This window comes from Pseudomonas sp. 31-12 (assembly GCF_003151075.1).
GTDB lineage: Bacteria > Pseudomonadota > Gammaproteobacteria > Pseudomonadales > Pseudomonadaceae > Aquipseudomonas.
In genome coordinates this window covers 438721-461225 of the sequence record NZ_CP029482.1, presented here as the reverse complement: position 1 = coordinate 461225, position 22505 = coordinate 438721, and the positions used below count along the sequence as shown (strand labels likewise).

The 22505-nt window shown below is 60.2% G+C and carries 18 protein-coding genes; 13 read left to right on the top strand and 5 right to left on the bottom strand.

Annotated elements, in window-relative coordinates; all coding sequences use genetic code 11:
• Position 1 precedes the first annotated feature (1 nt).
• Both betT and epsC read right to left on the bottom strand, forming a co-directional pair.
• Entirely contained in the window at positions 2–1957 is a 1956-nt protein-coding gene (gene betT, locus DJ564_RS02110; protein WP_169857611.1) for a choline transporter BetT, read from the bottom strand.
• Between the two features lie 423 nt (positions 1958–2380).
• On the bottom strand, positions 2381–3307 hold the full coding sequence (gene epsC / locus DJ564_RS02100; protein ID WP_109627305.1) for a serine O-acetyltransferase EpsC: 927 nt from the start codon (positions 3305–3307) through the stop codon (positions 2381–2383).
• 190 nt (positions 3308–3497) lie between these two features.
• On the opposite strand from epsC, the gene DJ564_RS02095 reads away from it, so the two are divergent.
• From DJ564_RS02095 to DJ564_RS02035, 13 genes are all read left to right on the top strand, one after another.
• Entirely contained in the window at positions 3498–4496 is a 999-nt protein-coding gene (locus DJ564_RS02095; protein ID WP_109627303.1) for a D-cysteine desulfhydrase, read from the top strand.
• Positions 4497–4844: 348 nt separating this feature from the next.
• The gene (tcyJ, locus tag DJ564_RS02090; protein WP_109627301.1) at positions 4845–5645 is read left to right on the top strand and encodes a cystine ABC transporter substrate-binding protein; all 801 of its coding nucleotides are present in this window, start codon (positions 4845–4847) and stop codon (positions 5643–5645) included.
• Positions 5645–6310 carry a cystine ABC transporter permease gene (gene tcyL, locus DJ564_RS02085; protein WP_010464804.1) on the top strand — a complete coding sequence of 222 codons (666 nt, stop codon included), beginning with the start codon at positions 5645–5647 and terminating at the stop codon, positions 6308–6310. The genes tcyJ and tcyL overlap by 1 nt, the downstream gene beginning before the upstream one ends.
• A 4-nt stretch (positions 6311–6314) precedes the next feature.
• Positions 6315–7070 carry an L-cystine ABC transporter ATP-binding protein TcyN gene (gene tcyN / locus DJ564_RS02080; protein ID WP_109627299.1) on the top strand — a complete coding sequence of 252 codons (756 nt, stop codon included), beginning with the start codon at positions 6315–6317 and terminating at the stop codon, positions 7068–7070.
• 478 nt (positions 7071–7548) lie between these two features.
• Entirely contained in the window at positions 7549–8313 is a 765-nt protein-coding gene (locus tag DJ564_RS02075) for a hypothetical protein (protein ID WP_109627297.1), read from the top strand.
• Between the two features lie 376 nt (positions 8314–8689).
• Positions 8690–9931 (top strand): SfnB family sulfur acquisition oxidoreductase, encoded by a 1242-nt coding sequence (locus DJ564_RS02070; RefSeq protein ID WP_109627295.1) that lies wholly within the window; start codon positions 8690–8692, stop codon positions 9929–9931.
• A 38-nt stretch (positions 9932–9969) separates the two neighbouring features.
• The gene (locus DJ564_RS02065; protein WP_109627293.1) at positions 9970–11169 is read left to right on the top strand and encodes an SfnB family sulfur acquisition oxidoreductase; all 1200 of its coding nucleotides are present in this window, start codon (positions 9970–9972) and stop codon (positions 11167–11169) included.
• Complete coding sequence (locus DJ564_RS02060; RefSeq protein WP_109627291.1) at positions 11169–12527, top strand: LLM class flavin-dependent oxidoreductase; 1359 nt, start codon at positions 11169–11171, stop codon at positions 12525–12527. Before DJ564_RS02065 ends, DJ564_RS02060 begins: the two co-directional genes overlap by 1 nt.
• A gap of 127 nt (positions 12528–12654) precedes the next feature.
• Positions 12655–13464: a MetQ/NlpA family ABC transporter substrate-binding protein gene (locus DJ564_RS02055; RefSeq protein WP_109627289.1), complete on the top strand. Its 810-nt coding sequence runs from the start codon at positions 12655–12657 to the stop codon at positions 13462–13464.
• 2 nt (positions 13465–13466) lie between these two features.
• Complete coding sequence (locus tag DJ564_RS02050; protein WP_109627287.1) at positions 13467–14588, top strand: methionine ABC transporter ATP-binding protein; 1122 nt, start codon at positions 13467–13469, stop codon at positions 14586–14588.
• Positions 14578–15222: a methionine ABC transporter permease gene (locus tag DJ564_RS02045; RefSeq protein WP_030128490.1), complete on the top strand. Its 645-nt coding sequence runs from the start codon at positions 14578–14580 to the stop codon at positions 15220–15222. Before DJ564_RS02050 ends, DJ564_RS02045 begins: the two co-directional genes overlap by 11 nt.
• A gap of 544 nt (positions 15223–15766) precedes the next feature.
• Entirely contained in the window at positions 15767–16123 is a 357-nt protein-coding gene (locus DJ564_RS02040) for a DUF6124 family protein (protein ID WP_109627285.1), read from the top strand.
• 141 nt (positions 16124–16264) lie between these two features.
• Complete coding sequence (locus DJ564_RS02035; RefSeq protein WP_109627282.1) at positions 16265–16891, top strand: bifunctional 2-polyprenyl-6-hydroxyphenol methylase/3-demethylubiquinol 3-O-methyltransferase UbiG; 627 nt, start codon at positions 16265–16267, stop codon at positions 16889–16891.
• 174 nt (positions 16892–17065) lie between these two features.
• Here DJ564_RS02035 and DJ564_RS02030 read toward each other — a convergent pair whose 3' ends face one another.
• Genes DJ564_RS02030 through DJ564_RS02020 form a run of 3 tightly spaced genes read right to left on the bottom strand, consistent with a single transcriptional unit; the run spans position 17066 to position 22304 of the window.
• Positions 17066–20140 (bottom strand): efflux RND transporter permease subunit, encoded by a 3075-nt coding sequence (locus DJ564_RS02030; RefSeq protein ID WP_109627281.1) that lies wholly within the window; start codon positions 20138–20140, stop codon positions 17066–17068.
• Positions 20137–21204, bottom strand: a complete 1068-nt coding sequence (locus tag DJ564_RS02025) for an efflux RND transporter periplasmic adaptor subunit (RefSeq protein ID WP_109627279.1) — start codon at positions 21202–21204, stop codon at positions 20137–20139. The genes DJ564_RS02030 and DJ564_RS02025 overlap by 4 nt, the downstream gene beginning before the upstream one ends.
• Positions 21201–22304, bottom strand: coding sequence for an efflux RND transporter periplasmic adaptor subunit (locus DJ564_RS02020; protein WP_109627277.1), 1104 nt, complete (start codon positions 22302–22304; stop codon positions 21201–21203). The genes DJ564_RS02025 and DJ564_RS02020 overlap by 4 nt, the downstream gene beginning before the upstream one ends.
• Positions 22305–22505: the final 201 nt, after the last annotated feature.

Genomic DNA, 22505 nt, shown 5'->3' with positions numbered 1-22505 from the left:
ATCAACGCACCAGATGCAAGAACTGCAGGTGCCGTTCGTACTGATCAAGGATGTCGTTGATGATCTGTTCCTTGGTGTAACCCACCAGATCGTAGTCCTGACTGCCCTCGCTCAAATGCACTTCAGCACGGTAATAACGACGGTTGTTGAGTTCCTTGGAACCCATGCCGCCACGGGCAAACGATGGCGTGAAGTAACCACGCATCTGCACCTGATAGATAAAGGGATGCTCCTCGCCGTGACCGATTTCCAGGCTGACGTTGTCGTTGGCCGGGTCCGGCTGAGTGACCACGTTCAAACCCTTCTCGACGAACACCGCACTCACCTCTTCAATCGCCGGGCGCACCGTCGTATCGAGGAATCGATAAACCTCATCGCGAGACGGGAAATGCACGGCCTGAGTCAAGCGCTGACGCCAACCGCCACGCCGCGAACCGGACACCGGTGCCAGGGAATGCAGCTGTGCGATCTGTTTCTGCGACTCCAGGTAGAACGCCTTGTGCAGCCCCCACATCATCAGCAGCAAAATCATCGAGAACGGCAACGAGGTCAGCACCACCGCTGACTTCAGCGCATCGATGCTGCCGGAGAACAGCAGCGCACTGGTTACCAGCGCGGTCATGGCGCCCCAGAACACCCGCAGCCATTTCGGCCCGTCTTCATCCGGATTACCGCCCTTGGCGGACAGCGTCGACAGCACCACGGTGCCGGAGTCGGCCGAGGTGACGAAGAACACGAAGCTGATGAACACCGTGACCGCAATCACGGTTTTGCTCCACGGATAGGTTTCCAGCAGCAGGTAGAGGGTCATCGACGGGTTGTCGACGGCCGACATGCCGAGCGCGGTCATGCCGTGGTTGAGCACCTGGTCGATGGCGCTGTTGCCGAAGATCGACATCCACGCCAGGGTGAAACCGAGCGGAATCAGCAGCACGCCGAAGACGAATTCGCGGATGGTCCGGCCACGGGAAATCCGCGCGATGAACAGACCCACGAACGGCGACCACGCAATCCACCAGGCCCAATAGAACACGGTCCAGCCGCCCAGCCAGTCGCTAGGCTTGTCGTAGGCGTACAGGTCGAAACTCTTCATCGGCAAGGCGCCGAGGTAGTCGCCGATGTTCTGAATCAGAGTGTTGAGCAGGTGCTGAGTCGGGCCAGCGAACAACACGAACAGCAGCAGTGCACAGGCCAGCAGCATGTTGATGTCGGACATCACCCGCACGCCCTTGTCGACGCCGGACACCGCAACGATGATCGCCGCGCCCATCATCAGCGTGATCAGGCCGACCTGAATCCACTGGGTGTGAGCGATGCCGAACAGATAGTCCAGGCCCGAGTTGAGGTGCAACACCCCGAAGCCCATGTCGGCGCCGAGGCCGAACACGGTGGCGATGATGCCGAAGCCGTCCACCGCATATCCGATCGGGCCGTTGATGCGCTTGCCGATCAGCGGATAGAGCGCCGAACGCAGGGCCAGCGGCAGGTTGTGTCGATAGGCAAAGTACGCCAGCGCCATGCCGACAAAAGCGAACACGCCCCAGCCGTGCAAGCCCCAGTGCAGAAACAGAATCTGCATCGCCTGCCGCGCCGCATCCGCCGTGCCGGCCTCGCCTTGGGGCGGTTGCGCCAAGTGGGTCAGCGGTTCGGACACACAGAAGAAGAACAGCGTGATGCTGATCCCGGCGGCGAACAGCATGCCGGCCCAGGACAGGTAACTGAATTCGGGTTCGTCGTGGTCGGCACCGAGCTTGATCTTGCCGTAGCCGGACAAGGCGGTGACCACCACGAAGACCAGATACAGCGTCATCGCGAGCATGTAATACCAGCCGACCGTGTTGGCCGCCCAGTTTTGCGCTTCCAGCAGCCAGGCGCCGGCCTGTTCAGGCATGGCGATGACAACGATGCCGAACAGCAGGATGAAAGTCGCCGCGAAGTAAAACACCGGCGGATTCATGCGGACCTGGCCGCTTGGAGGGAGGGACGATGCACTCATGGAAGGTGCACCTCGAAGGGGTGAAACAGGGCAATCAGTAACGGACTCGGCAAGGCAAGCCTCCTGTTGTGAACGGGCAGCAAACCGGCGGTTTAACTTGAATGAGCGTTCAAGTTAAACATGAATAGGGTGCTAAGGACTAATCGCAGGGCTCGGCGGTACGTTCTGTACGCTAGCTCAAGGATGGGTATGACGGGGGATTTGGAGGATTCGTTCAGCGGGAAATTAGCTAAATGCCAGTATTTCGGTTCGTCTTGAAACCATTCGCGGGCAAACCCGCTCCCACAGGTTTTGTGTCGAACGAAAATTTTGCGAACGATACAAAACCTGTGGGAGCGAGGCTTGCCCGCGATGGCGTCAGCAAGACCACTAGAGATTCAGGCCTTACTTCTGCGTCCCATCATCATGTTGCAGATTCGCCTGCGTCAGGTTGCAACCAGGCGGCACGCTGCGGGTCAGCCAGACATTGCCGCCAATGGTCGAACCCTTGCCGATAGTAATCCGCCCCAGAATCGTCGCGCCGGCATAGATCACCACATCATCCTCGACAATCGGATGCCGCGGATGGCCCTTCTGCAACTGCCCGTCCTCATCCGATGGGAAGCGCTTGGCGCCCAGGGTCACGGCCTGGTAAATCCGCACGCGCTCACCAATGATCGCCGTCTCGCCGATGACCACACCCGTCCCGTGATCGATGAAGAAGCTGCGACCGATCTGCGCGCCCGGATGGATGTCGATACCGGTGGCCGAATGGGCAATCTCTGCGCTGATCCGCGCCAGCAGCGGCAACCCGGCGCGGTACAAATGGTGCGCCAGACGATGGTGAATCACCGCCAGAATCCCCGGATAGCACAGCAACACTTCATCGACGCTACGGGCCGCCGGGTCGCCGTGATAAGCCGCCAGCACATCGGTGTCCAGCAAGCTGCGCAGCCCCGGCAACGCGAGGGCGAAGTCCTGAATGATCGCAATGGTCTTGGCTTCGACTTCAGTGTCGGCTGCGGCGCTGTGGCGAGCGGCGTAACGCAGTTCGAGTCGCGCCTGCGCCAGCAACGCGTTCAACGCGACATCCAGCGTGTGGCCGACGTAGAAGTCTTCACTCTCCTCACGCAAATCCACCGGCCCCAGACGCATCGGAAACAGCGCACCGCACAGCGCTTCAAGAATCTCCGCCATGGCGGCCCGGGAAGGCAATTCGCGACCGCCCTGCTCGCCGCTGGCACGGCCGTTTTGCGCACGCCACTGATCGCGTGCCGTACGCAGTTGGCTGACGATGGTCTGCAATTGCCAATGGCTGGAACGCTCGCTCACGGTAAAAACTCCTCACGGGCGGCCGGACTGTCTGGCCGCGCTATCGACAGTTACTTTACGGCAAGGTCCGGAAGCCGAATTAAGAACCAATAGTGCTGTGTTCAGCACTTTTGGATATATAAGATTGGCGGTTGCCCACGCATATAGGCGTGCCTATAGTCCTGACATCTCCCTTGGCCAGTACGGACCCATGATCAAACAACAGCTTGCCCGCTTTAACCGCCTCGACCTCCTCGGCCACCCTACCGCTCTGGAAAAACTCGAACGCCTGTCGACCTGGCTCGGTCGCGATCTGTACGTCAAACGCGATGACCTGACACCGCTGGCCATGGGCGGCAACAAGCTACGCAAACTTGAATACCTGGCGGCCGATGCCCTGGCCCAGGGCGCCGACACATTGATCACCGCTGGCGCGCTTCAGTCCAACCACGTGCGCCAGACCGCCGCCATTGCTGCCAAGCTTGGCCTGAGCTGCATCGCACTGCTGGAAAACCCGTTGGGCACCGACGACGCCAACTATCTCGGCAACGGCAATCGGCTGCTGCTGGACCTGTTCGATGCCAAGGTCGAGCTGGTGGAAAACCTCGACAACGCCGACGAGCAATTGCAGGCCCTGGCCGATCGTCTGCGCAATAACGGCAAGAAGCCGTATCTGGTGCCAATTGGTGGCTCCAACGCACTGGGCGCTTTGGGTTATGTGCGCGCAGGGCTGGAACTGGCGGAACAGATCAAGGACACCGGCCTGGAATTCGCCGCCGTGGTCCTGGCCTCGGGCAGTGCCGGGACCCACAGTGGTCTGGCGCTGGCACTGAGTGAAGCACTGCCGGATTTGCCAGTGATTGGTGTCACGGTTTCCCGCAGCGATGAAGATCAGCGGCCGAAAGTCCAAGGCCTGGCCGAGCGCACTGCCGAGTTGCTGGGCGTGAGCCTGCCGGCGAGTTTCAAGGTCGAGTTGTGGGACGAATATTTCGGCCCGCGTTATGGCGAGCCGAATGCCGGGACACTGGCGGCGGTGAAGCTGGTGGCGAGTCAGGAAGGGTTGTTGCTGGATCCGGTTTACACCGGGAAAGCCATGGCCGGGTTGCTTGATGGCATCGGTCGTCAGCGCTTTAACGAGGGCCCGATCATCTTCCTGCACACGGGCGGGGCGCCGGCGTTGTTTGCCTACAAAGATTCGCTGACCAGTTGAAGTATTCCGTGGCGAGGGAGCTTGCTCCCGCTGGGGTGCGCAGCATCCCCAAGACCTGCAGCACGGTTTCTCAGTTGTACGCGGAGACTGCGTTTGCGACTGCTGCGCAGTCGAACGGGAGCAAGCCCCCTCGCCACAGGGGATTGCGTGAGTTTCATATGCAATAAATGAATAACAAACTCAATATTCATTATTTTCTTATCTAAAGCCGCCATCATATAGTCACGCCGCAGGCGAATTTGCAGCGAGACGCATACGCTGCTTTAGGGCAGGATATTGCAGTCGTCCAAATCCCGATTTTGCCAACATTCCTAAAAGCGTCTTCATAAGAAAACACAGGGGCTTGTCATGAATTTTTCCGCACTACGTCGAAATCTGCTGGTCGGTTCGCTGGGCCTGGCGCTGAGCGCCGGCCTGCTGGGGCAAGCGGTTGCCGGTGAGCAGCTGCAAAAAATCAAGGACGCAGGCGTGATCAACGTCGGTCTGGAAGGCACCTACCCGCCGTTCAGCTTCGTCGACGCCGACGGCAAACTGGCCGGTTTCGAAGTCGAGTTCTCCGAAGCCCTGGCCAAAGAGCTGGGCGTGAAGGTCAAACTGCAACCGACCAAATGGGACGGCATCCTCGCGGCGCTGGAATCCAAACGTCTGGACGCGGTGATCAACCAGGTGACCATCTCCGAAGAGCGCAAGAAGAAGTATGACTTCTCCGAGCCGTACACCGTTTCCGGGATTCAGGCGCTGGTTCTGACCAAGAAGGCTGCGGAGCTGAACATCAAGTCTGCCGCCGATCTGGCCGGCAAAAAAGTCGGTGTAGGCCTGGGCACCAATTACGAGCAGTGGCTCAAGGACAATCAACCAAAAGCCATCATCAAGACCTATGACGATGATCCGACCAAGTTCCAGGATCTGCGTGTCGGCCGCATCGACGCCATTCTGATCGATCGCCTCGCCGCGCTCGAATACGCCAAAAAGGCCAAGGACACTACCGCCGCCGGCGAAGCGTTCTCCCGTCAGGAAGCCGGTATTGCCCTGCGCAAAGGCGAGCCTGAGTTGCTGGCTGCGGTGAACAAAGCCATCGAGAAGCTGCGCGCCGACGGCACGCTGAAAAAGCTTTCGGAAAAATACTTCAGCGCTGACGTCACTCAATAATGGAAGAAGCTTTCCAACTCGCACTGGACTCCCTGCCCTTCCTGCTCAAGGGGGCCTACTACACGGTCATCTTGAGCCTGGGCGGGATGTTCTTCGGCCTCATGCTGGGCTTTGGCCTGGCACTGATGCGCCTGTCGCGCTTCAAGCTGGTGAGCTGGATCGCCCGCATCTACGTGTCGTTCTTTCGCGGCACGCCGTTGCTGGTGCAACTGTTCGTGATCTATTACGGCTTGCCGCAATTGGGCATGGAACTCGATCCGCTGCCGGCGGCCCTGATCGGCTTCTCGCTGAACATGGCCGCTTACGCCTGTGAAATTCTGCGTTCCGCGATCAGCTCCATCGAGCGCGGTCAGTGGGAAGCTGCCGCCAGCATCGGCATGACCCGTGCGCAGACCCTGCGCCGGGCCATCATCCCGCAAGCGATGCGCACCGCATTGCCGCCGCTGGGCAACAGCTTCATTTCACTGGTCAAGGACACCGCGCTGGCCGCCACCATCCAGGTACCGGAGCTGTTCCGCCAGGCGCAGCTGATCACAGCACGCACCTTCGAAGTGTTCACCATGTACCTTGCCGCCGCGCTGATCTACTGGATTCTGGCCACGGTGCTCTCGCACCTGCAGAACAAGTTGGAAGAGCGGGTCAATCGGCACGACCAGGAGTCCTGACCCCATGATTGTCGTGGAAAAACTGACAAAGCAGTTCAAGGGTCAAGTCGTGCTCAACGGCATCGATCTGCAAGTGAAGGAAGGTGAGGTCGTCGCGATCATCGGGCCTAGCGGTTCGGGAAAAACCACGTTCTTGCGCTGCCTGAATTTTCTCGAAGAACCCACCAGCGGCCGGATCAAGGTCGGTGACATCGAGATCGATGGCAGCCGCCCGTTGAACCAGCAGCAAAGCCTGGTGCGACGCTTGCGACAGCACGTCGGCTTCGTGTTTCAGAACTTCAACCTGTTCCCCCATCGCACCGCCCTGGAAAACGTCATCGAAGGCCCGATCATCGTGAAGAAGATCCCGCATGCCGACGCCGTTGCCCTGGGTAAAAAGCTGTTGGCCAGGGTTGGCCTGGCGGGCAAGGAAGATGCTTACCCGCGACGCCTCTCAGGAGGCCAGCAACAGCGCGTGGCGATTGCCCGTGCGCTGGCGATGGAGCCGGAAGTGATTCTGTTCGATGAACCCACTTCTGCGCTCGATCCGGAGCTGGTGGGTGAAGTGCTGGCGACCATCCGCAGCCTGGCCGAGGAGAAGCGCACCATGGTCATCGTCACCCACGAAATGGGCTTTGCCCGGGACGTGGCGAATCGCGTGGTGTTTTTCGACAAGGGTGTGATCGTGGAACAAGGCGACGCCAAGGCGCTGTTTGCCAATCCGAAAGAAGAGCGGACGAAGCAGTTCCTCAGCAAGTTTCTGAATAACCCTCACCACTAATACCGCTTCATCATTTGTTAACTTCCATGGACGGAAGTGACAACTATCCCCGCCACAAAACTCTCTTCTTGCTGACTCGAACAATAGATTAATTTTTATGCCCGCATGCGGTACATATATATGTCCTGAAACAGATTTAACTCTCCTAAAATCCGCAAAACCCATGGCCCTCCCCAGCACACGGTCGCCGTCGCTTACGCCTGAAAATCGATAAATGCGCTGCCAAATTCGACGGAGCGGTGCAGCTTCTTAACTTCATAGCGTAGGATTTTTCTGAATAACACTGAATACACTACTTAACTAGCCGCCTCTATTGACACCTATTCAAGCGCACTCTTATCTAGTCTCCAACAGGCGTCGATCAACGTCCCAGATCATTATTAAAACTTTTAAATAGTGAACAACTTTGTTGCTCGGTAATACACGCCTTTCGATCTTTCAGAAACGGACTTCGCTGCAAGGCTTCAAGGAGAACCCCATGACAAGCACCTCGAATAAATCCGGACTTGCGGCCCCTACCCTGGCGCAATCCCACAAGACCTGCATCAATGTCACGTCGGCGGCCCATCTGCTGATCGACGTGGCGCCCTACCCTGGCATGGACGAAGGCGACCTGATCGAACTGTTCTGGGACAACTGCTACGTCGCCTCCCGCGTGATCACGGCCGATGAGGTCAGCGAAGCCGTCAGCCTGCGTGTGCCGCAAAGCTTCATCGCCAATGGCTCCTCAAGCATTCACTACCGCGTCATGCAGGTCGGACAAGGGCCGGCGCTGTCGCTTGCCACGCGGGTACAGATCAAGCTCGATTGTCCGGGCGGCCAGCCGCTCACCCTGTGCGGTCACGACAACGAGCACCTGGCACCGGTGGGCATTCCCGAAACCATTCGCCGCCAGGGGGTCAATCCGAACCAGATCAAGCGCGGCGTGCCATTGACCATCGAGCCATACCTGAACATGGCCGTCGACGATGAAATCACCTTGCGTTGGGGGGATGTGCGCATGGACTTGCCGCAGCTCAAGGCTGATGAGGTGGATAAGCCGATTCAAGTCTGGGTGCCGCCGGCGATCATCCTCGAAGCGGGCGAAGACCTTCGGCTGGAAGTGACTTACTGCATCCTCGATCGCGTGGGCAACAACTCCGGCTGGGCACCGCCGCGCAGGCTCAAGATCGGGTGCGCCAATCCCTACCTGAAGGCGCGGCCGAGGGAAGCGCTCATGGCTGCCGAACCGCGCAAGAAGTGAAAACACCGCCGTCCCTGTGGGAGCGGGCTTGCTCGCGAAGTGGCCATATCAGTCGCCATCTAATGTTGCCTGACACACCGCCTTCGCGAGCAAGCCCGCTCCCACAGAACTTTTCCAGCGGCTACGAGAGCAAGTGTTGCTGCATAAACAAGTGTTGCGCTACGAACAGACGCCCTTCTATGTATATTTCTAAAAGTTAGTTTATTTAATTTTTATACACGTTTAGGGTATATAAACCGGACCACCGGACATTCTTGATTTTCGTTCGCCGCCTCCATCGCGGCGACTCCATGAGATGTGAGGTAGGTATGGTCCGGAACACAATCACCCCAGTGCAGATCGCCAGGGCATTGCGTGCAGCCAAGGAGCGGCACTGATGTCCAGTCTGGCAGATGCAATCGTTCAGAGTGATCTGGACATCGCCCCGTTGTTGTTGCCCGCGCAGGTCTTGCGCAACGACGCACAAGCCATCAAGGCCGCCCATGAGCTGGCGCAAGTTGCCCGCCTGCAAGCAGCCAAACGTGACCGGCAGCGCAAGTTGCCATGGTCGGAAATCGAACAGTTCACCCGCAGCGGTTTAGGCAGCATTGCCATCCCGCACGAGTACGGTGGCCCGCAGGTTTCGTTCGTCACAGTGGCCGAGGTCTTTGCGATCATTTCCGCGGCGGACCCGGCACTGGGACAGATCCCGCAGAACCAGTTCGGCATCCTCAATCTGGTGCTCGGCAGCGCCACCGAGGCGCAGAAAAAACAGCTGTTCAAAAGCGTGCTCGAAGGCTGGCGCATCGGCAATGCCGGGCCGGAACGCGGCACCAAAAACACCCTCGAACTCAAGGCAGGAATCACCGCCGACGGCGACGGTTTTGTCATCAGCGGGCAAAAGTTTTACTCCACCGGCGCGCTGTTCGCCCATTGGGTGGCGGTCAAGGCGCTGAACGACGACGGCAAGCAAGTGCTGGCCTTCGTCCGTCGCGGTACGCCAGGTCTGCGCATCGTTGATGACTGGTCGGGCTTCGGCCAGCGCACAACCGCCAGCGGCACCATTTTGCTCAACAACGTGCGGGTCGACGCCGAGCTGGTGCTGGACAACTGGAAGATCAACGACAGCCCGAACATCCAAGGCGCCGTGTCGCAATTGATTCAAGCCGCCATCGACGCCGGCATCGCCCGCGGCGCTATCGATGACGCCATCGAATTCGTGAAAACCCGCGCCCGGCCGTGGATCGACGCCAAGGTCGAACGGGCCAGCGATGACCTCTACGTCATCGCCGATATCGGCAAACTGAAAATCGAACTGCACGCGGCCGAAGCGCTGCTGCGCAAGGCCGGGCAAGTGCTCGATCAGGTCAGCGCCGCGCCACTCACTGCCGAGTCTGCCGCGCGCGCCTCGATCGCCGTGGCTGAAGCCAAAGTGCTGACCACCGAGATCTCCCTGCTCGCCAGCGAAAAACTTTTCGAACTGGCCGGCAGCCGCGCGACCCTCGCCGAATTCAACCTCGACCGCCACTGGCGCAACGCTCGCGTGCACACGCTGCACGATCCCGTTCGCTGGAAATACCACGCAGTCGGTATTTATCACTTGAACGGCACTTTGCCCGCTCGCCATTCCTGGATTTAACGACCAGAACACTTTTGACCAGATCTCTGGAGAAACACATGACTCTTTCTCACCACGTCGCGGTCATAACCAGCGATGAGCAAGCCGTGATCGTCGCTACCGATCTGGCCGAAGATTTCAAGCGTGACAGCGCCCTGCGCGACCGCGAACGTCGCCTGCCGCACCCGGAGCTGGAAGTGTTTTCCCGCTCGGGCCTCTGGGGCATCAGCGTGCCAAAAGAATACGGCGGCGCTGGCGTTTCCAACGTCACCCTGGCCAAGGTCATCGCGTTGATTGCCCAGGCGGACGGCTCGCTCGGGCAAATCCCGCAGAACCATTTTTACGCCCTCGAAGTGCTGCGCGTGAACGGCAGCGAAGAGCAGAAAAAACGCCTGTACGCCGAAGTGCTCGCCGGCCAGCGCTTCGGCAATGCCCTCGCGGAACTGGGCACCAAAACGGCCCACGACCGCGTCACCAGCCTGACCCGCGACGGTGACGGTGACGGTTATCGCATCAACGGCCGCAAGTTCTACGCGACCGGCGCGATTTACGCGCAACGCATTCCGACTTCGGTGGTGGATGAAAACGGCGTGCAGCAATTGGCGTTCGCCCCCCACAACGCCAAAGGCCTGACCGTCATCGACGACTGGAGCGGTTTCGGCCAGCGCACCACCGGCAGCGGTTCGGTGGTGTTCGAAGACGTCTACGTCGCCGCCGAAGACGTGATCCCGTTTCAAAGTGCCTTCGAGCGCCCGACCCCCGTCGGCCCGCTGGCGCAGATTCTTCACGCCGCCATCGACACCGGCATCGCCCGCGCTGCGTACGAAGATGCGCTGCACTTCGTGCGCACCAAAACCCGACCATGGATCGACGCCACCCATGAAAAAGCCACTGACGACCCGCTGACGCTCAAGAGCTTCGGCCACCTGAGCATTCGCCTGCACGCTGCCGAAGCCTTGCTGGAACGTTCCGGCGAATTCCTCGATAAAGCTCAGGCCGACACCAACGCCGAAACCGTCGCCGCTGCCTCGATTGCCGTGGCCGAAGCTCGCGCCATCAGCACCGAAATTTCCCTCGCCGCCGGCAGCACGCTGTTTGAGTTGGCCGGCAGCCAGGCGACGCTGATCGAACACGGCCTCGATCGCCACTGGCGCAACGCCCGGGTGCACACGCTGCATGACCCGGTGCGCTGGAAGTATCACGCCGTCGGCAACTACTACCTCAACGATGAAAACCCTCCGTTGCGAGGGACCCTCTGATGGCCGAAGCGAAAAAGAAGATCCTGCTCAACGCGTTCAACATGAATTGCATCGGGCACATCAACCATGGCCTGTGGACGCATCCACGGGACACCTCCACCCAATACAAAACCCTCGAATACTGGACCGAACTGGCGCAGTTGCTGGAGCGCGGGCTGTTCGACGGTCTGTTCATCGCGGACATCGTCGGGGTTTACGACGTTTACCAAAACTCCGTCGACGTGCCGCTGAAAGAGTCGATCCAACTGCCGGTCAACGATCCACTGCTGCTGGTTTCGGCCATGGCGGCGGTGACCAAAAACCTCGGCTTCGGCCTCACCGCCAACCTGACGTACGAGCCGCCGTATCTGTTCGCCCGCCGCATGTCGACGCTCGATCACCTGAGCCGCGGCCGGGTCGGCTGGAACATCGTTACCGGCTACCTCGACAGCGCCGCCAAAGCCATGGGCCTGAGCGAACAGGTGGAACACGACCGCCGCTACGACCAGGCCGATGAATACCTGGAAGTGCTCTACAAACTCTGGGAAGGCAGCTGGGAAAACGGCGCGGTGCTGAATGACCCGCAGCAACGGATCTACGCCTCACCTGCGAAAGTGCACAAGGTCGAGCATAAGGGCGAGTTCTATCAGGTCGAGGGTTACCACCTCTGCGAACCGTCGCCGCAGCGCACGCCGGTGCTGTTCCAGGCCGGCAGTTCGGATCGCGGTTTGCTGTTCGCCGGGCGCCATGCCGAATGCGTGTTCATCAGCGGTCAGAACAAACCGTCGACCAAGGTGCAAGTGGACAAGGTTCGCGCCAGCGCGGTTGAAGCCGGGCGTAATCCCGAGGACATCAAGGTGTTCATGGGCTTGAACGTGATTGTCGGCGCCACCGAAGAGCTTGCCTGGAAGAAGCACGCCGAGTACCTCAGCTACGCCAGCGCTGAAGCAGGCGTGGCGCATTTCTCGGCGTCGACCGGGATCGATTTTTCCGAATACGAGATCGACGAACCGATCCAGTACGTGAAGAGCAACGCCATCCAGTCGGCCACCAGGAACCTGCAAAACAACGACTGGACCCGACGCAAATTGCTTGAGCAACACGCCCTCGGCGGTCGCTACATCACGGTGGTCGGTTCGCCTGAGCAAGTGGCGGATGAGCTGGAATCGTGGATCGCCGAGACCGGGCTGGATGGCTTCAACCTGACGCGGATTGTCACGCCGGAAAGCTATGTGGATTTCATTGAACTGGTGATCCCTGAGTTGCAGCGGCGTGGGTCGTACAAAACGGCTTATGACAACGGCAGCCTGCGGGAAAAGCTGTTTCACGGTGAAGCGCATTTACCTGGGCAACATACCGGTTCGGCGTTTCGCCGCTAAAAGCATCGCGGGCAAGCCCGCTCCCACAGTGTTCTCGGGTGTTCACACAACCCCTGTGGGAGCGGGCTTGCCCGCGAAGAGGTCCGAACAGACACCCCAAATTTATGCACTGACTGGAATAACCATCATGAAAAAGACCTACCTCACCCACCCAGTCAAAGCACTGGCCCTGGCCCTCGGCCTCTTCAGCTCCATCAGCTTCGCCGCCGACGCGCCGTTGAAAGTCGGTACCACCGCCGCCTTCGCCATTCCGCTGGAGGCCGCCGTTGAAGAAGCGAAAAAACAAGGCCTGCAAGTCGACCTGGTGGAGTTCAGCGACTGGATCGCCCCCAACGTCAGCCTCGCGGCCGGCGACATCGATGTGAATTACTTCCAGCACGTCCCGTTCCTGGAAAACGCCAAGGCCGCCGCCGGTTTTGACCTGGTGCCGTTCGCGCCGGGAATCATCAACAACGTCGGCCTCTACTCGAAGAAATACAAAAGCTTCGACGACTTGCCACAAGGCGCCAGCGTCGCCATTGCCAACGACCCGATCAACAGCGGTCGCGGCCTGCAACTGTTGGCCAAGGCCGGTTTGATCACCCTCAAACCGGGTGTCGGCTACAAGGCCACCGAAGAAGACATCATTGCCAACCCGAAGAACATCAAGATCCTGCAGGTTGAGGCTGTGCAACTGGTGCGCGCCCATGACGACGCTGATCTTGTGCAGGGCTACCCGGCCTACATCCGTCTGTCGAAGACCTTCGATGCCGGTTCTGCGCTGCTGTTTGATGGCCTCGATCACAAGGAATACGTGATCCAGTTCGTGATCCAGCCGAAAAGCAAAACCGACCCGCGCCTGATCAAATTCGTCGACATTTACCAGCACTCGCCAGCCGTTCGCGCAGCCTTGGATAAAGCCCACGGCAAGCTCTATCAAGCCGGTTGGGAAAGCTGAGGATGACGGCCGCGATCCAACGGCGACTGGATATTCCAGAGCCACATAAAGCCGAACAGACCGAACTGCACCCGGACCTGAACCGGGCGCACGTGCGCTTCATCGGCCTGGGTAAAACCTACACTGGCCAGCAAGGTCCGGTGGCGGCTTTGCACGGCATCGACCTGGCGATCCAGCGCGGTGAAGTGTTCGGCATCATCGGTCGCAGCGGCGCCGGCAAGTCGTCGCTGATCCGCACCATCAATCGTCTGGAGCAACCGAGCACCGGGCGGGTGTTGATCGATCAAGTGGACATCGGCGAGTTCGATGAAGACCGTCTGGTGGCGCTGCGCCGGCGGATCGGCATGATCTTCCAGCACTTCAACCTGATGTCCGCCAAAACCGTTTGGCAGAACGTCGAGTTGCCGCTGAAAGTGGCCGGTGTGCCCAAGGAAAAACGCGAACAGAAAGTCCGTGAATTGCTGGAGCTGGTGGGCCTGCAAGGCAAGCACAAGGCCTATCCGGCGCAGCTGTCGGGTGGGCAGAAACAACGCGTCGGCATCGCCCGCGCCCTGGTGCACGATCCGGAAATTCTGCTGTGCGACGAAGCCACATCGGCGCTGGACCCGGAGACCACCCAATCGATCCTCGGCCTGCTGCGCGAGATCAATCAGCGCCTGGGTTTATCCATTGTGCTGATCACCCACGAGATGGCGGTGATCCGCGATATCTGCGATCGGGTGGTGGTGCTGGAACACGGGCACATCGTCGAGCAAGGGCCGGTGTGGGAAGTGTTCGGCAACCCGCAGCATGACGTCAGCAAGACCTTGCTCGCGCCGTTGCAACACGCTCTGCCGCAAGAACTGCAAAGCCGCTTGCGTCCGCAACCACAGTCTTCGGACGCGGCGGTGGTGTTGCGTTTGCAATTCACTGGCAGCGCGACAGATGAACCGGATCTGGCGGCCTTGTTCAGCGCCCTCGGTGGACGCGTGAGGTTGCTACAAGGTGGCGTGGAACGGATTCAGGGCCACGCGCTGGGGCAATTGCTGCTGGCGGTGACGGGTTCGTCGCTCGGCGCTGAAGAATTGCGTCAGCGTGCCGGCAATTGGGCGCAACAGGCGGAGGTATTGGGCTATGTGGTTTGATCGCTTGCTGCAAGGCTTCATCGACACGTTTTTGATGGTCGGCGTGTCGTCGCTGATTGCGCTGCTGGCGGGCATTCCGCTGGCGGTGATTCTGGTCACCAGTTCCAAGGGTGGCATCTACGAAGCACCGGCACTGAACCGCGCACTGGGCGCATTCGTGAACCTGTTCCGCTCGATTCCATTCCTGATTCTGATGGTGGCGCTGATCCCGTTCACCCGCTTGATCGTCGGCACCACGTACGGTGTCTGGGCCGCCGTGGTACCGCTGACGATTGCGGCCACGCCTTTTTTTGCGCGTATCGCGGAAGTTAGTTTGCGAGAGGTTGATCACGGGTTGATCGAAGCCGCGCAGGCGATGGGTTGCCGGCGCTGGCACATCGTCTGGCATGTGCTGTTGCCTGAGGCGCTGCCGGGGATTGTTGGTGGTTTCACGATTACGCTGGTGACCATGATCAACTCGTCGGCCATGGCCGGGGCGATTGGTGCCGGTGGACTGGGCGATATCGCCTATCGATACGGGTATCAGCGCTTCGACAGCCAGATCATGCTGACGGTGATTGTGTTACTGGTGGTGTTGGTGGCGGTGATCCAGCTCGGTGGAGATCGGTTGGCACGGGGGCTCAACAAGCGCTGAATGCGGTCAAGGTTGTAAAGCTTTTGTGGCGAGGGAGTTTACCCCCGTTGGGCTGCGAAGCGGCCCCAAAACCTGCTGACCTGGTTTGCCTGACACACCTCTTTGAATGGCTTTGGGGGCTGCTGCGCACCCCAACGGGGGTAAACCCCCTCGCCACAAAAGCACTCTCGACACAGGCAATTTCCTTCGTGACAGGGGGAACATTTCCCACAGGAAAATCAGTGCGCCTACAGGCCTGTTCCCTTTCATTTGCAGGACATTTCCTAGATCATTCCGCTCGCTTGCGCCTGCCAATTTCGGTGGCTAGTCTCGGTCCATCACTGCATATCAGTGATCGGGTCTAGTAGCCCGGAACAATAGGCGTATGGCGGTTCCATGCTCATGCCCGGTGTTTCTTGCCGCGTGCAGAAAATGGTGGCTGTGCGTGGGGCACCCCTGGGTGCACCGGTTTTCCTATTGACCGGCCTACTACCTGCGCACAGCTGCCACCCACCGCTTAGTAGGCGAAGGTGTCAGCTTCCCAGCAGCAATAGGAGCAACACCAATGAAAAGATCCGTCCCCGATCCACCTCCCGAAACGTCCACCCAAGGCAAACCGACTGACGACAGGCCAAGAGACCGCTCCGCCCTTTATCGTGCAATCGATTTCTACCTCACCGGTGAACAGCCTTCAGCACCCGATGAGCTGCGGTTCTACAACGTCAGCGAAGACGTGAGTTTCGAAGACACCCAACTCTATGTCGCTGATCTGCTGCGTTGCGCGTCCGTCACGGCGTATCAGTGTGGCGATCACCTCAAAGGCGCGGACCGGGCCATGGTGTTTTCTGTCTGGCATCTGCTGGAAATTGCCAAAGCCATGGTTGATCGTTCCATTGATTGCCTGGGGATGAAGCAGGGCTGAGACATCGCTATCGCGGGCAAGCCCGCTCCCACAGGTGTACGCGATCAACTGTGGGAGCGAGCCTGCTCGCGATTGGCTGCGCAGCAGCCACCGGCCTCATGGCGTATATTCGACAAATCCCCATTGCCTGCGCAGCCGACCATGAAACAAACCCCCACTGACCTCGAGCAGATCACCGCCACCACCCTGGGCCATTACAACTCGGTGGCCGAGGGTTTTCGCGAGGGGACTCGCGATCATGATGTCAGCCAGAACATCGACGCCCTGTTGCGGCATATTCAGGGCGAGGCGCCGTTCGACATTCTCGATTTTGGCTGTGGGCCGGGGCGTGATTTGCAGACGTTCACGCGCATGGGCCACACGGCTGTCGGGCTGGATGGGTCGGAGAAGTTCGCACAGATGGCGCGTGAGGACAGTGGTTGTGAGGTGTGGCAGCAGGACTTTCTGAAGCTGGATCTGCCGAATGAACGCTTCGACGGGATTTTCGCCAATGCGGTGCTGTTTCATATCCCGCGCCAGGAATTGCCTCGGGTGTTGAAACAGTTGCGCGGGGCGTTGAAGCCGGGTGGCGTGTTGTTCAGTTCCAATCCGCGGGGCGAGAATCAGGAAGGGTGGAATGGGTCACGGTATGGGGCGTATCACGATCTGGCGGCGTGGCAGCAATTGCTGACTGAGGCGGGGTTTGTGGAGCTGGAGCATTACTACCGGCCGGCGGGGCTGCCGCGGGAGCAGCAGCCTTGGTTGGCGAGTGTTTGGCGTCGGGCGTGATTGTGGGGGTGTGTCAATGAGATCCACCCCTCACCCCAACCCTCTCCCCAAAGGGGCGAGGGGGAAGGGAGCAGATGTTCAAGCTTTTCAAAACCTGAGTTCAACTCTATTTCCCCGATCGCAAAATTTCTCCGGAACACCTCGGTCAGTCCCCTCTACCCCTTGGGGAGAGGGTTAGGGTGAGGGGTGGGTCTCAAGCCGATCACCTTTCTTCGGCTCGCGGATTTTGTACCAGGCGACGTAAAGCGCCGGCAAAAACAGCAACGTCAGCAACGTCGCAATAATGATCCCGCCAATCATCGCGTACGCCATCGGCCCCCAGAACACTTCCCGGGCGATCGGGATCATCCCCAGACTTGCTGCCGCAGCGGTCAGCAGAATCGGCCGGCGTCGATGCTCCGTGGCCTGCGCCACGGCATCCCAAGGCGCGAGGCCCTCTTTCTCCAGGGCATCGATCTGGGTCACCAGAATCACCGAGTTGCGGATGATGATGCCGATCAGCGCCAGAATCCCCAGGATCGCCACAAAGCCCATCGGCGTGCCCGTCGGGATCAGCGCCAGCACCACGCCGATCAAGCCGAGCGGCGCGACGCTGGCCACCAGGAACAGCTTCTGCACGCTGTGCAGCTGGATCATGAGGAAGGTCGCCATGAGGAACAGCATCAACGGCACCACCTTGGCAATCGGCCCTTGGGCCTTGCCGCTTTCCTCCACCGTGCCGCCCGTGGCAACCGAGTAACCCACCGGCAAACTGGCGGCGAATTTATCGATGTCAGGCTTGAGCTGTTTCACCAGGTCGGTCGGCTGAATCTCGTCGCGCACCGCTGCCTTGATGGTGATGGTCGGCTTGCGGTCGCGGCGCCAGACCAGCGGTTGCTCAAGTTCATAGCGCACCGTGGCGAAGGCCAGCAGCGGAATCGACGTGCCGCCCGGGGTGACGATCTGCAAGTTCTGCAGGGTTTCCGGCGTGCCGCGTTCCGCGTCCACCGCGCGGCCCACGACGTTGATGAGGTAGATATCGTCATCAACCTGAGTGACCGGCGAACCGACGACGATGCTGTTCATCAGGTTGGCCACGTCTTCCGACGACAGCCCCAGTTGCCGCGCCTTGTCCTGGGCGATGTCGATGCGCAGGACTTTGCCCGGTTCGTTCCAGTCGTAAATGATCTCGCCGATGTGCGAGTTTTTATCCAGTTCGGTAGCCAGGGCGATCGCGTGTTTGCGCACCTGATCGATGTCCTTGCCGCTGACCCGGTACTGAATCGGACGTCCCACCGGCGGGCCCATTTCCAGCGCCTGGACGTAGCTGCCGATGCCGACGAAATCTTTGCGCAGCCGCTCGTTCAAGCGTTGGCTGAGGGCATTACGCGACTCCAGGCCTTTGCTGACGATCACCAATTGCGCGTAGTACGGGTTCTGCAATTGCTGGTCGAGAGGCAGGTAGAAACGGATCGCCCCCTCGCCGATGTAAGTGCTCCAGCGCACGATGTCCGGGTCATCCTTGAGCGTCGCTTCGAGCCTGTCCACCGCTTTGCGGGTTTCGGCGATCGAGGCGTTTTGCGGCAGGTTGAGGTCGACGAGGATTTCCGGGCGGTCCGAGGACGGGAAGAACTGGTTCTGCACGAACTGCATGGAAAACACCGACGCCACGAACAGCGCGATCGTGATGCCGATGGCCCACCAGCGATTGCGCATCGACCAGAGCATGCCGTAATTGAATGCACGGCCGATGCGACCCGGCTCGGCGTCATGGGGCTTCACGTTGGCGCTGAGAATGTGCACGCCGATCACCGGTGCGAACAACACGGCGACAACCCACGACACCAGCATCGCCACGGCAATCACCGCAAACAGGGTGAAGGTGTACTCGCCCGCCGAGCTGGCGTTCAAGCCGATGGGCACGAAACCGGCGACCGTCACCAATGTACCGGTGAGCATCGGGAACGCCGTGGAGGTGTAGGCAAACGTTGCCGCCTGCTCCTTGGTCTCGCCCATTTCCAGGCGCGTGACCATCATCTCGACCGTGATCATTGCGTCGTCCACCAGCAGGCCGAGGGCGATGATCAGCGCACCGAGTGAAATCCGCTGCATGGTGATGCCGCTGTATTCCATGAAGATAAAGACCATCGCCAGCACCAGCGGGATCGAGCACGCCACCACCAGCCCGGCGCGCACACCGAGGCTGACGAAGCTGACGATCAGCACGATCACCACCGCTTCGAACAAGGCACTGGTGAAGCCGCCGACGGCTTTTTCCACCACTTCGGCCTGGTCGGAAACCGTGTGCACACCGACGCCCACCGGCAAGTCGGCGGTCAGATCGGTCATGCGCTGGTGCAACGCCTTGCCGAACTCCTGGATGTTGCCGCCCTTCTTCATGGCGATGGCGAGGCCGATGCCCGGGCGGCCGTTGAAGCGGAATTCCGGGGTCGCCGGGTCAACGTAGCCACGGCTGATCTCGGCGATGTCGGCCAGGCGGTAGAAGCGATCATTGAGCCGCAGGTTGACGTTAGCCAGGTCTTTCTCGGAAGCGAACTGCCCCGAGGTGCGCACCGAGATGCGCTCCGGGCCAGCTTCGATCACACCGGCCGGAGTCACCGCGTTCTGGGTTTGCAGGCTCTGCACCACCTGGCGCTGATCGATGCCCAGCGCCGCCAGTTTGCGGGTAGAGAAATTCAGGTAGAGAACTTCGTCCTGCTCACCGACCATCTCGACCTTGCCCAGCCCCGGCACTTCACGAATTTCGGCGCGGACCTGTTCCACGTAATCGCGCAACAGGCGCATCGACAAGCCGTCGGCGGTAAAGGCATACACCGAACCGAACACATCACCGAATTCGTCGTTGAAACCCGGGCCCTGAAGCCCTTGAGGGAAGTCGCCGCGAATGTCGTTGATCTTCTTGCGCACCTGGTACCAGATTTGCGGGATGTCCTTGGCACTGGTGGTGTCGCGCAGGTTGACGAACACCGTCGATTCGCCGGGCCGGGTGTAGCTTTTCACGTAGTCGAGGGAGTCGAGTTCCTCGAGTTTTTTCTCGATGCGGTCAGTGACTTGCTTGAGGGTTTCTTCCTGGGTCGCGCCCGGCCAGCGGGTCTGGATAACCATGGTCTTGATGGTGAACGACGGGTCTTCCTCGCGGCCCAGGTTCATGTACGAAAACACGCCCATCAGCAGCGCGACGAACATCAAATACCAAACAAACGACTGATGCTTGAGGGCCCATTCGGATAAGTTGAAACTCCCTTTCATTGTGGGCTGTCCTCATCGATTTTCACTTTTTGCCCGGGTTTCAGGCTGTTCACACCCGCGCTGACCACCCGCTCACCGGACTTCACGCCACTGGCCAGGATCATCGTGGAATCCGTGCGGCTGACCAGGCTGACGTCTCGTGGGGCAACGGTTTGGGTCTGCGTATCGACGACCCAGATGCGGGTCTTGCCATCGACCTCCTGGAGCGCACTCAACGGCAGTTCGATGCGCGGTTTGATCGCGGAGCTGAGGGTGACGCTGATCGCGGTACCCAGGCGAAAACCGGCAGGTGTGTCTGTCAGGGTCAGGCGGGCGCGACGGGTACGCGTCGCACTTTGGGCCTGAGGTTCGATTTCGCGAACGATGGCGGTGGTGGTAATGCTCGGGTCCAGTTGCGCTGCGACCTGGAACACGACATCGGCCGGCAACTGATCGACCAGGGTGTCCGGCAGGTCGATCACGGCTTCCTTGATGTCCGGTTGCGCCAGGGTCACCACTTGCTGGCCGGCCGTGACGACTTGCCCGGCTTCGGCATTCCACGCGGTGACGATGGCTTTGTGGTCGGAGCGCAGTTCGACGTAGTTGAGCTGATCCTTGGCCTGATCGACCGCGGCTTTCGCTTGGTCGAGCGAGGCCTGGGTGGTTTTGAGATCGGTCTGGGCGATGTCGAGTTGCGCCTGGGCGCCGACGCCGCGATCGAACAACTCCTGCTGGCGCCGGGCGTTGGCCTGGGCGTTGATGTATTGCGCCTGGACGCTGGCCAGATCGCCCTGGGCGGAACGCAACTGGTTCTGCTGATCGGTGGGGTCCAGGGTGGCGAGCAGCGCGCCCTTTTCCACTTCGGCACCGACATCGACATTGCGGCTGGCGATGCGCCCCGGCACACGGAACCCGACGTTGCTTTCATAACGGGCCTGGATGCTGCCGGCGAAGCGGCCGAGGTTTTCCTCGTCCAGCGACTGGACCTTGACCGAGAGCACCGGGCGTACCGGCTCCGGTGGCGCTTCTTTTTCCGAGCAGGCCGCCAGCATCACAGCGCCGCACACCAGTAACAGACGCTTCATGGCTGGGCTTCCACTGCTAGATCCTTGTAGGTGTTTTCGGCGATTTCGACTTTCACGCCGGGGTGCAGCAACTGACCGCCGGCGATGACGACTTTTTCGCCGCCCTGCAGGCCGGCGCTGATGATCACTTTGCCGGTCAGGTAACGACCGACCGTAACGGTGTGCAGCTGCGCCTTGCCCTCGCCATCCACCAGCCATACCGCCGGATCGCTGAGGTTTTTGGTCAGCGCTGACCACGGCAATTCCACGGCGGATTTCCCCGGAGTCTTGGCCGTGGCACTCACCACCGAGCCCAATTGCATGCCCTCGGGCAGGCCGTTGAGGGTGACTTTGACTTGCACGGTGCCGGTCTGCGCGGACACGGCCGGGGTGATTTCCCGCACGGTGCCGGTGGTTTTGATCGCCGGGTTGTCGAGCAGGCTCACCACGATGGTTTTATCTTCCGGGGCCTCGGCCAGCAGTGATTCGTAGACGTTGAACACCGCGTCGCGCTCGCCATCACGGGCCAGGCTGAAAATCGGCACCGTCGCCTGCACCACCTGGCCAACCTCGGCCTGACGTGCCGTAATCACGCCCGGCGCATCGGCAATCAGCGCGGTGTAGCTGAGTTGTTCACGAGCGTTGGCGAATTGCGCCTGGGCCGCGGTCAATGCGCTCTGACTGCTGCGCAAGGCGGCTTGGGCGGAATCGTATTCGCTTTGGCTGGTGTAGCCCTTGGGCAGGAGTTTTTGCTGGCGAACGAACGCGGCGGCGGTCTGTTTGACCCGGGCTTGCTCAGCGACAACCTGGGCCTGTGCCGAATCGACGCTGGTCTGCAGGTCCTTGGGATCGAGTTTGGCCAGTACCTGCTTGGCCGACACCCGGTCACCGACATCGACCATGCGCTGAATGATCTTGCCGCCCACGCGGAACGACAATTCGGTCTGGACCCGGGCCTGAACATCGCCGGTGAGCGTCACCGACGCGGCGTAATCCGCGGGATTGACCTCTTGAACGAAGACCCGGGGACGGTCCTTTTCGACCTGAGGTTTATCGCCACAGGCGCTCAGCAGGGCAAGGAGGCTCAGGCCAACCACTGTTTTCAATCCGGGACCAGCCATGCAGCCTCCTTTGCGTTGTACGGACGTGCCAATGGCGATACGACTGTGAGCTTAGAACAGGGTTCCACGGGTGCACAGGATTACCGCGCGCCCTGTGGCGAGGGAGCTTGCTCCCGCTCGGCTGCGCAGCAGACGCAAGACCTGCGCCTCGTTTTGCCTGACACACCTCGTTGGATGGTTTTGGGGCCGCTTCGCAGCCTA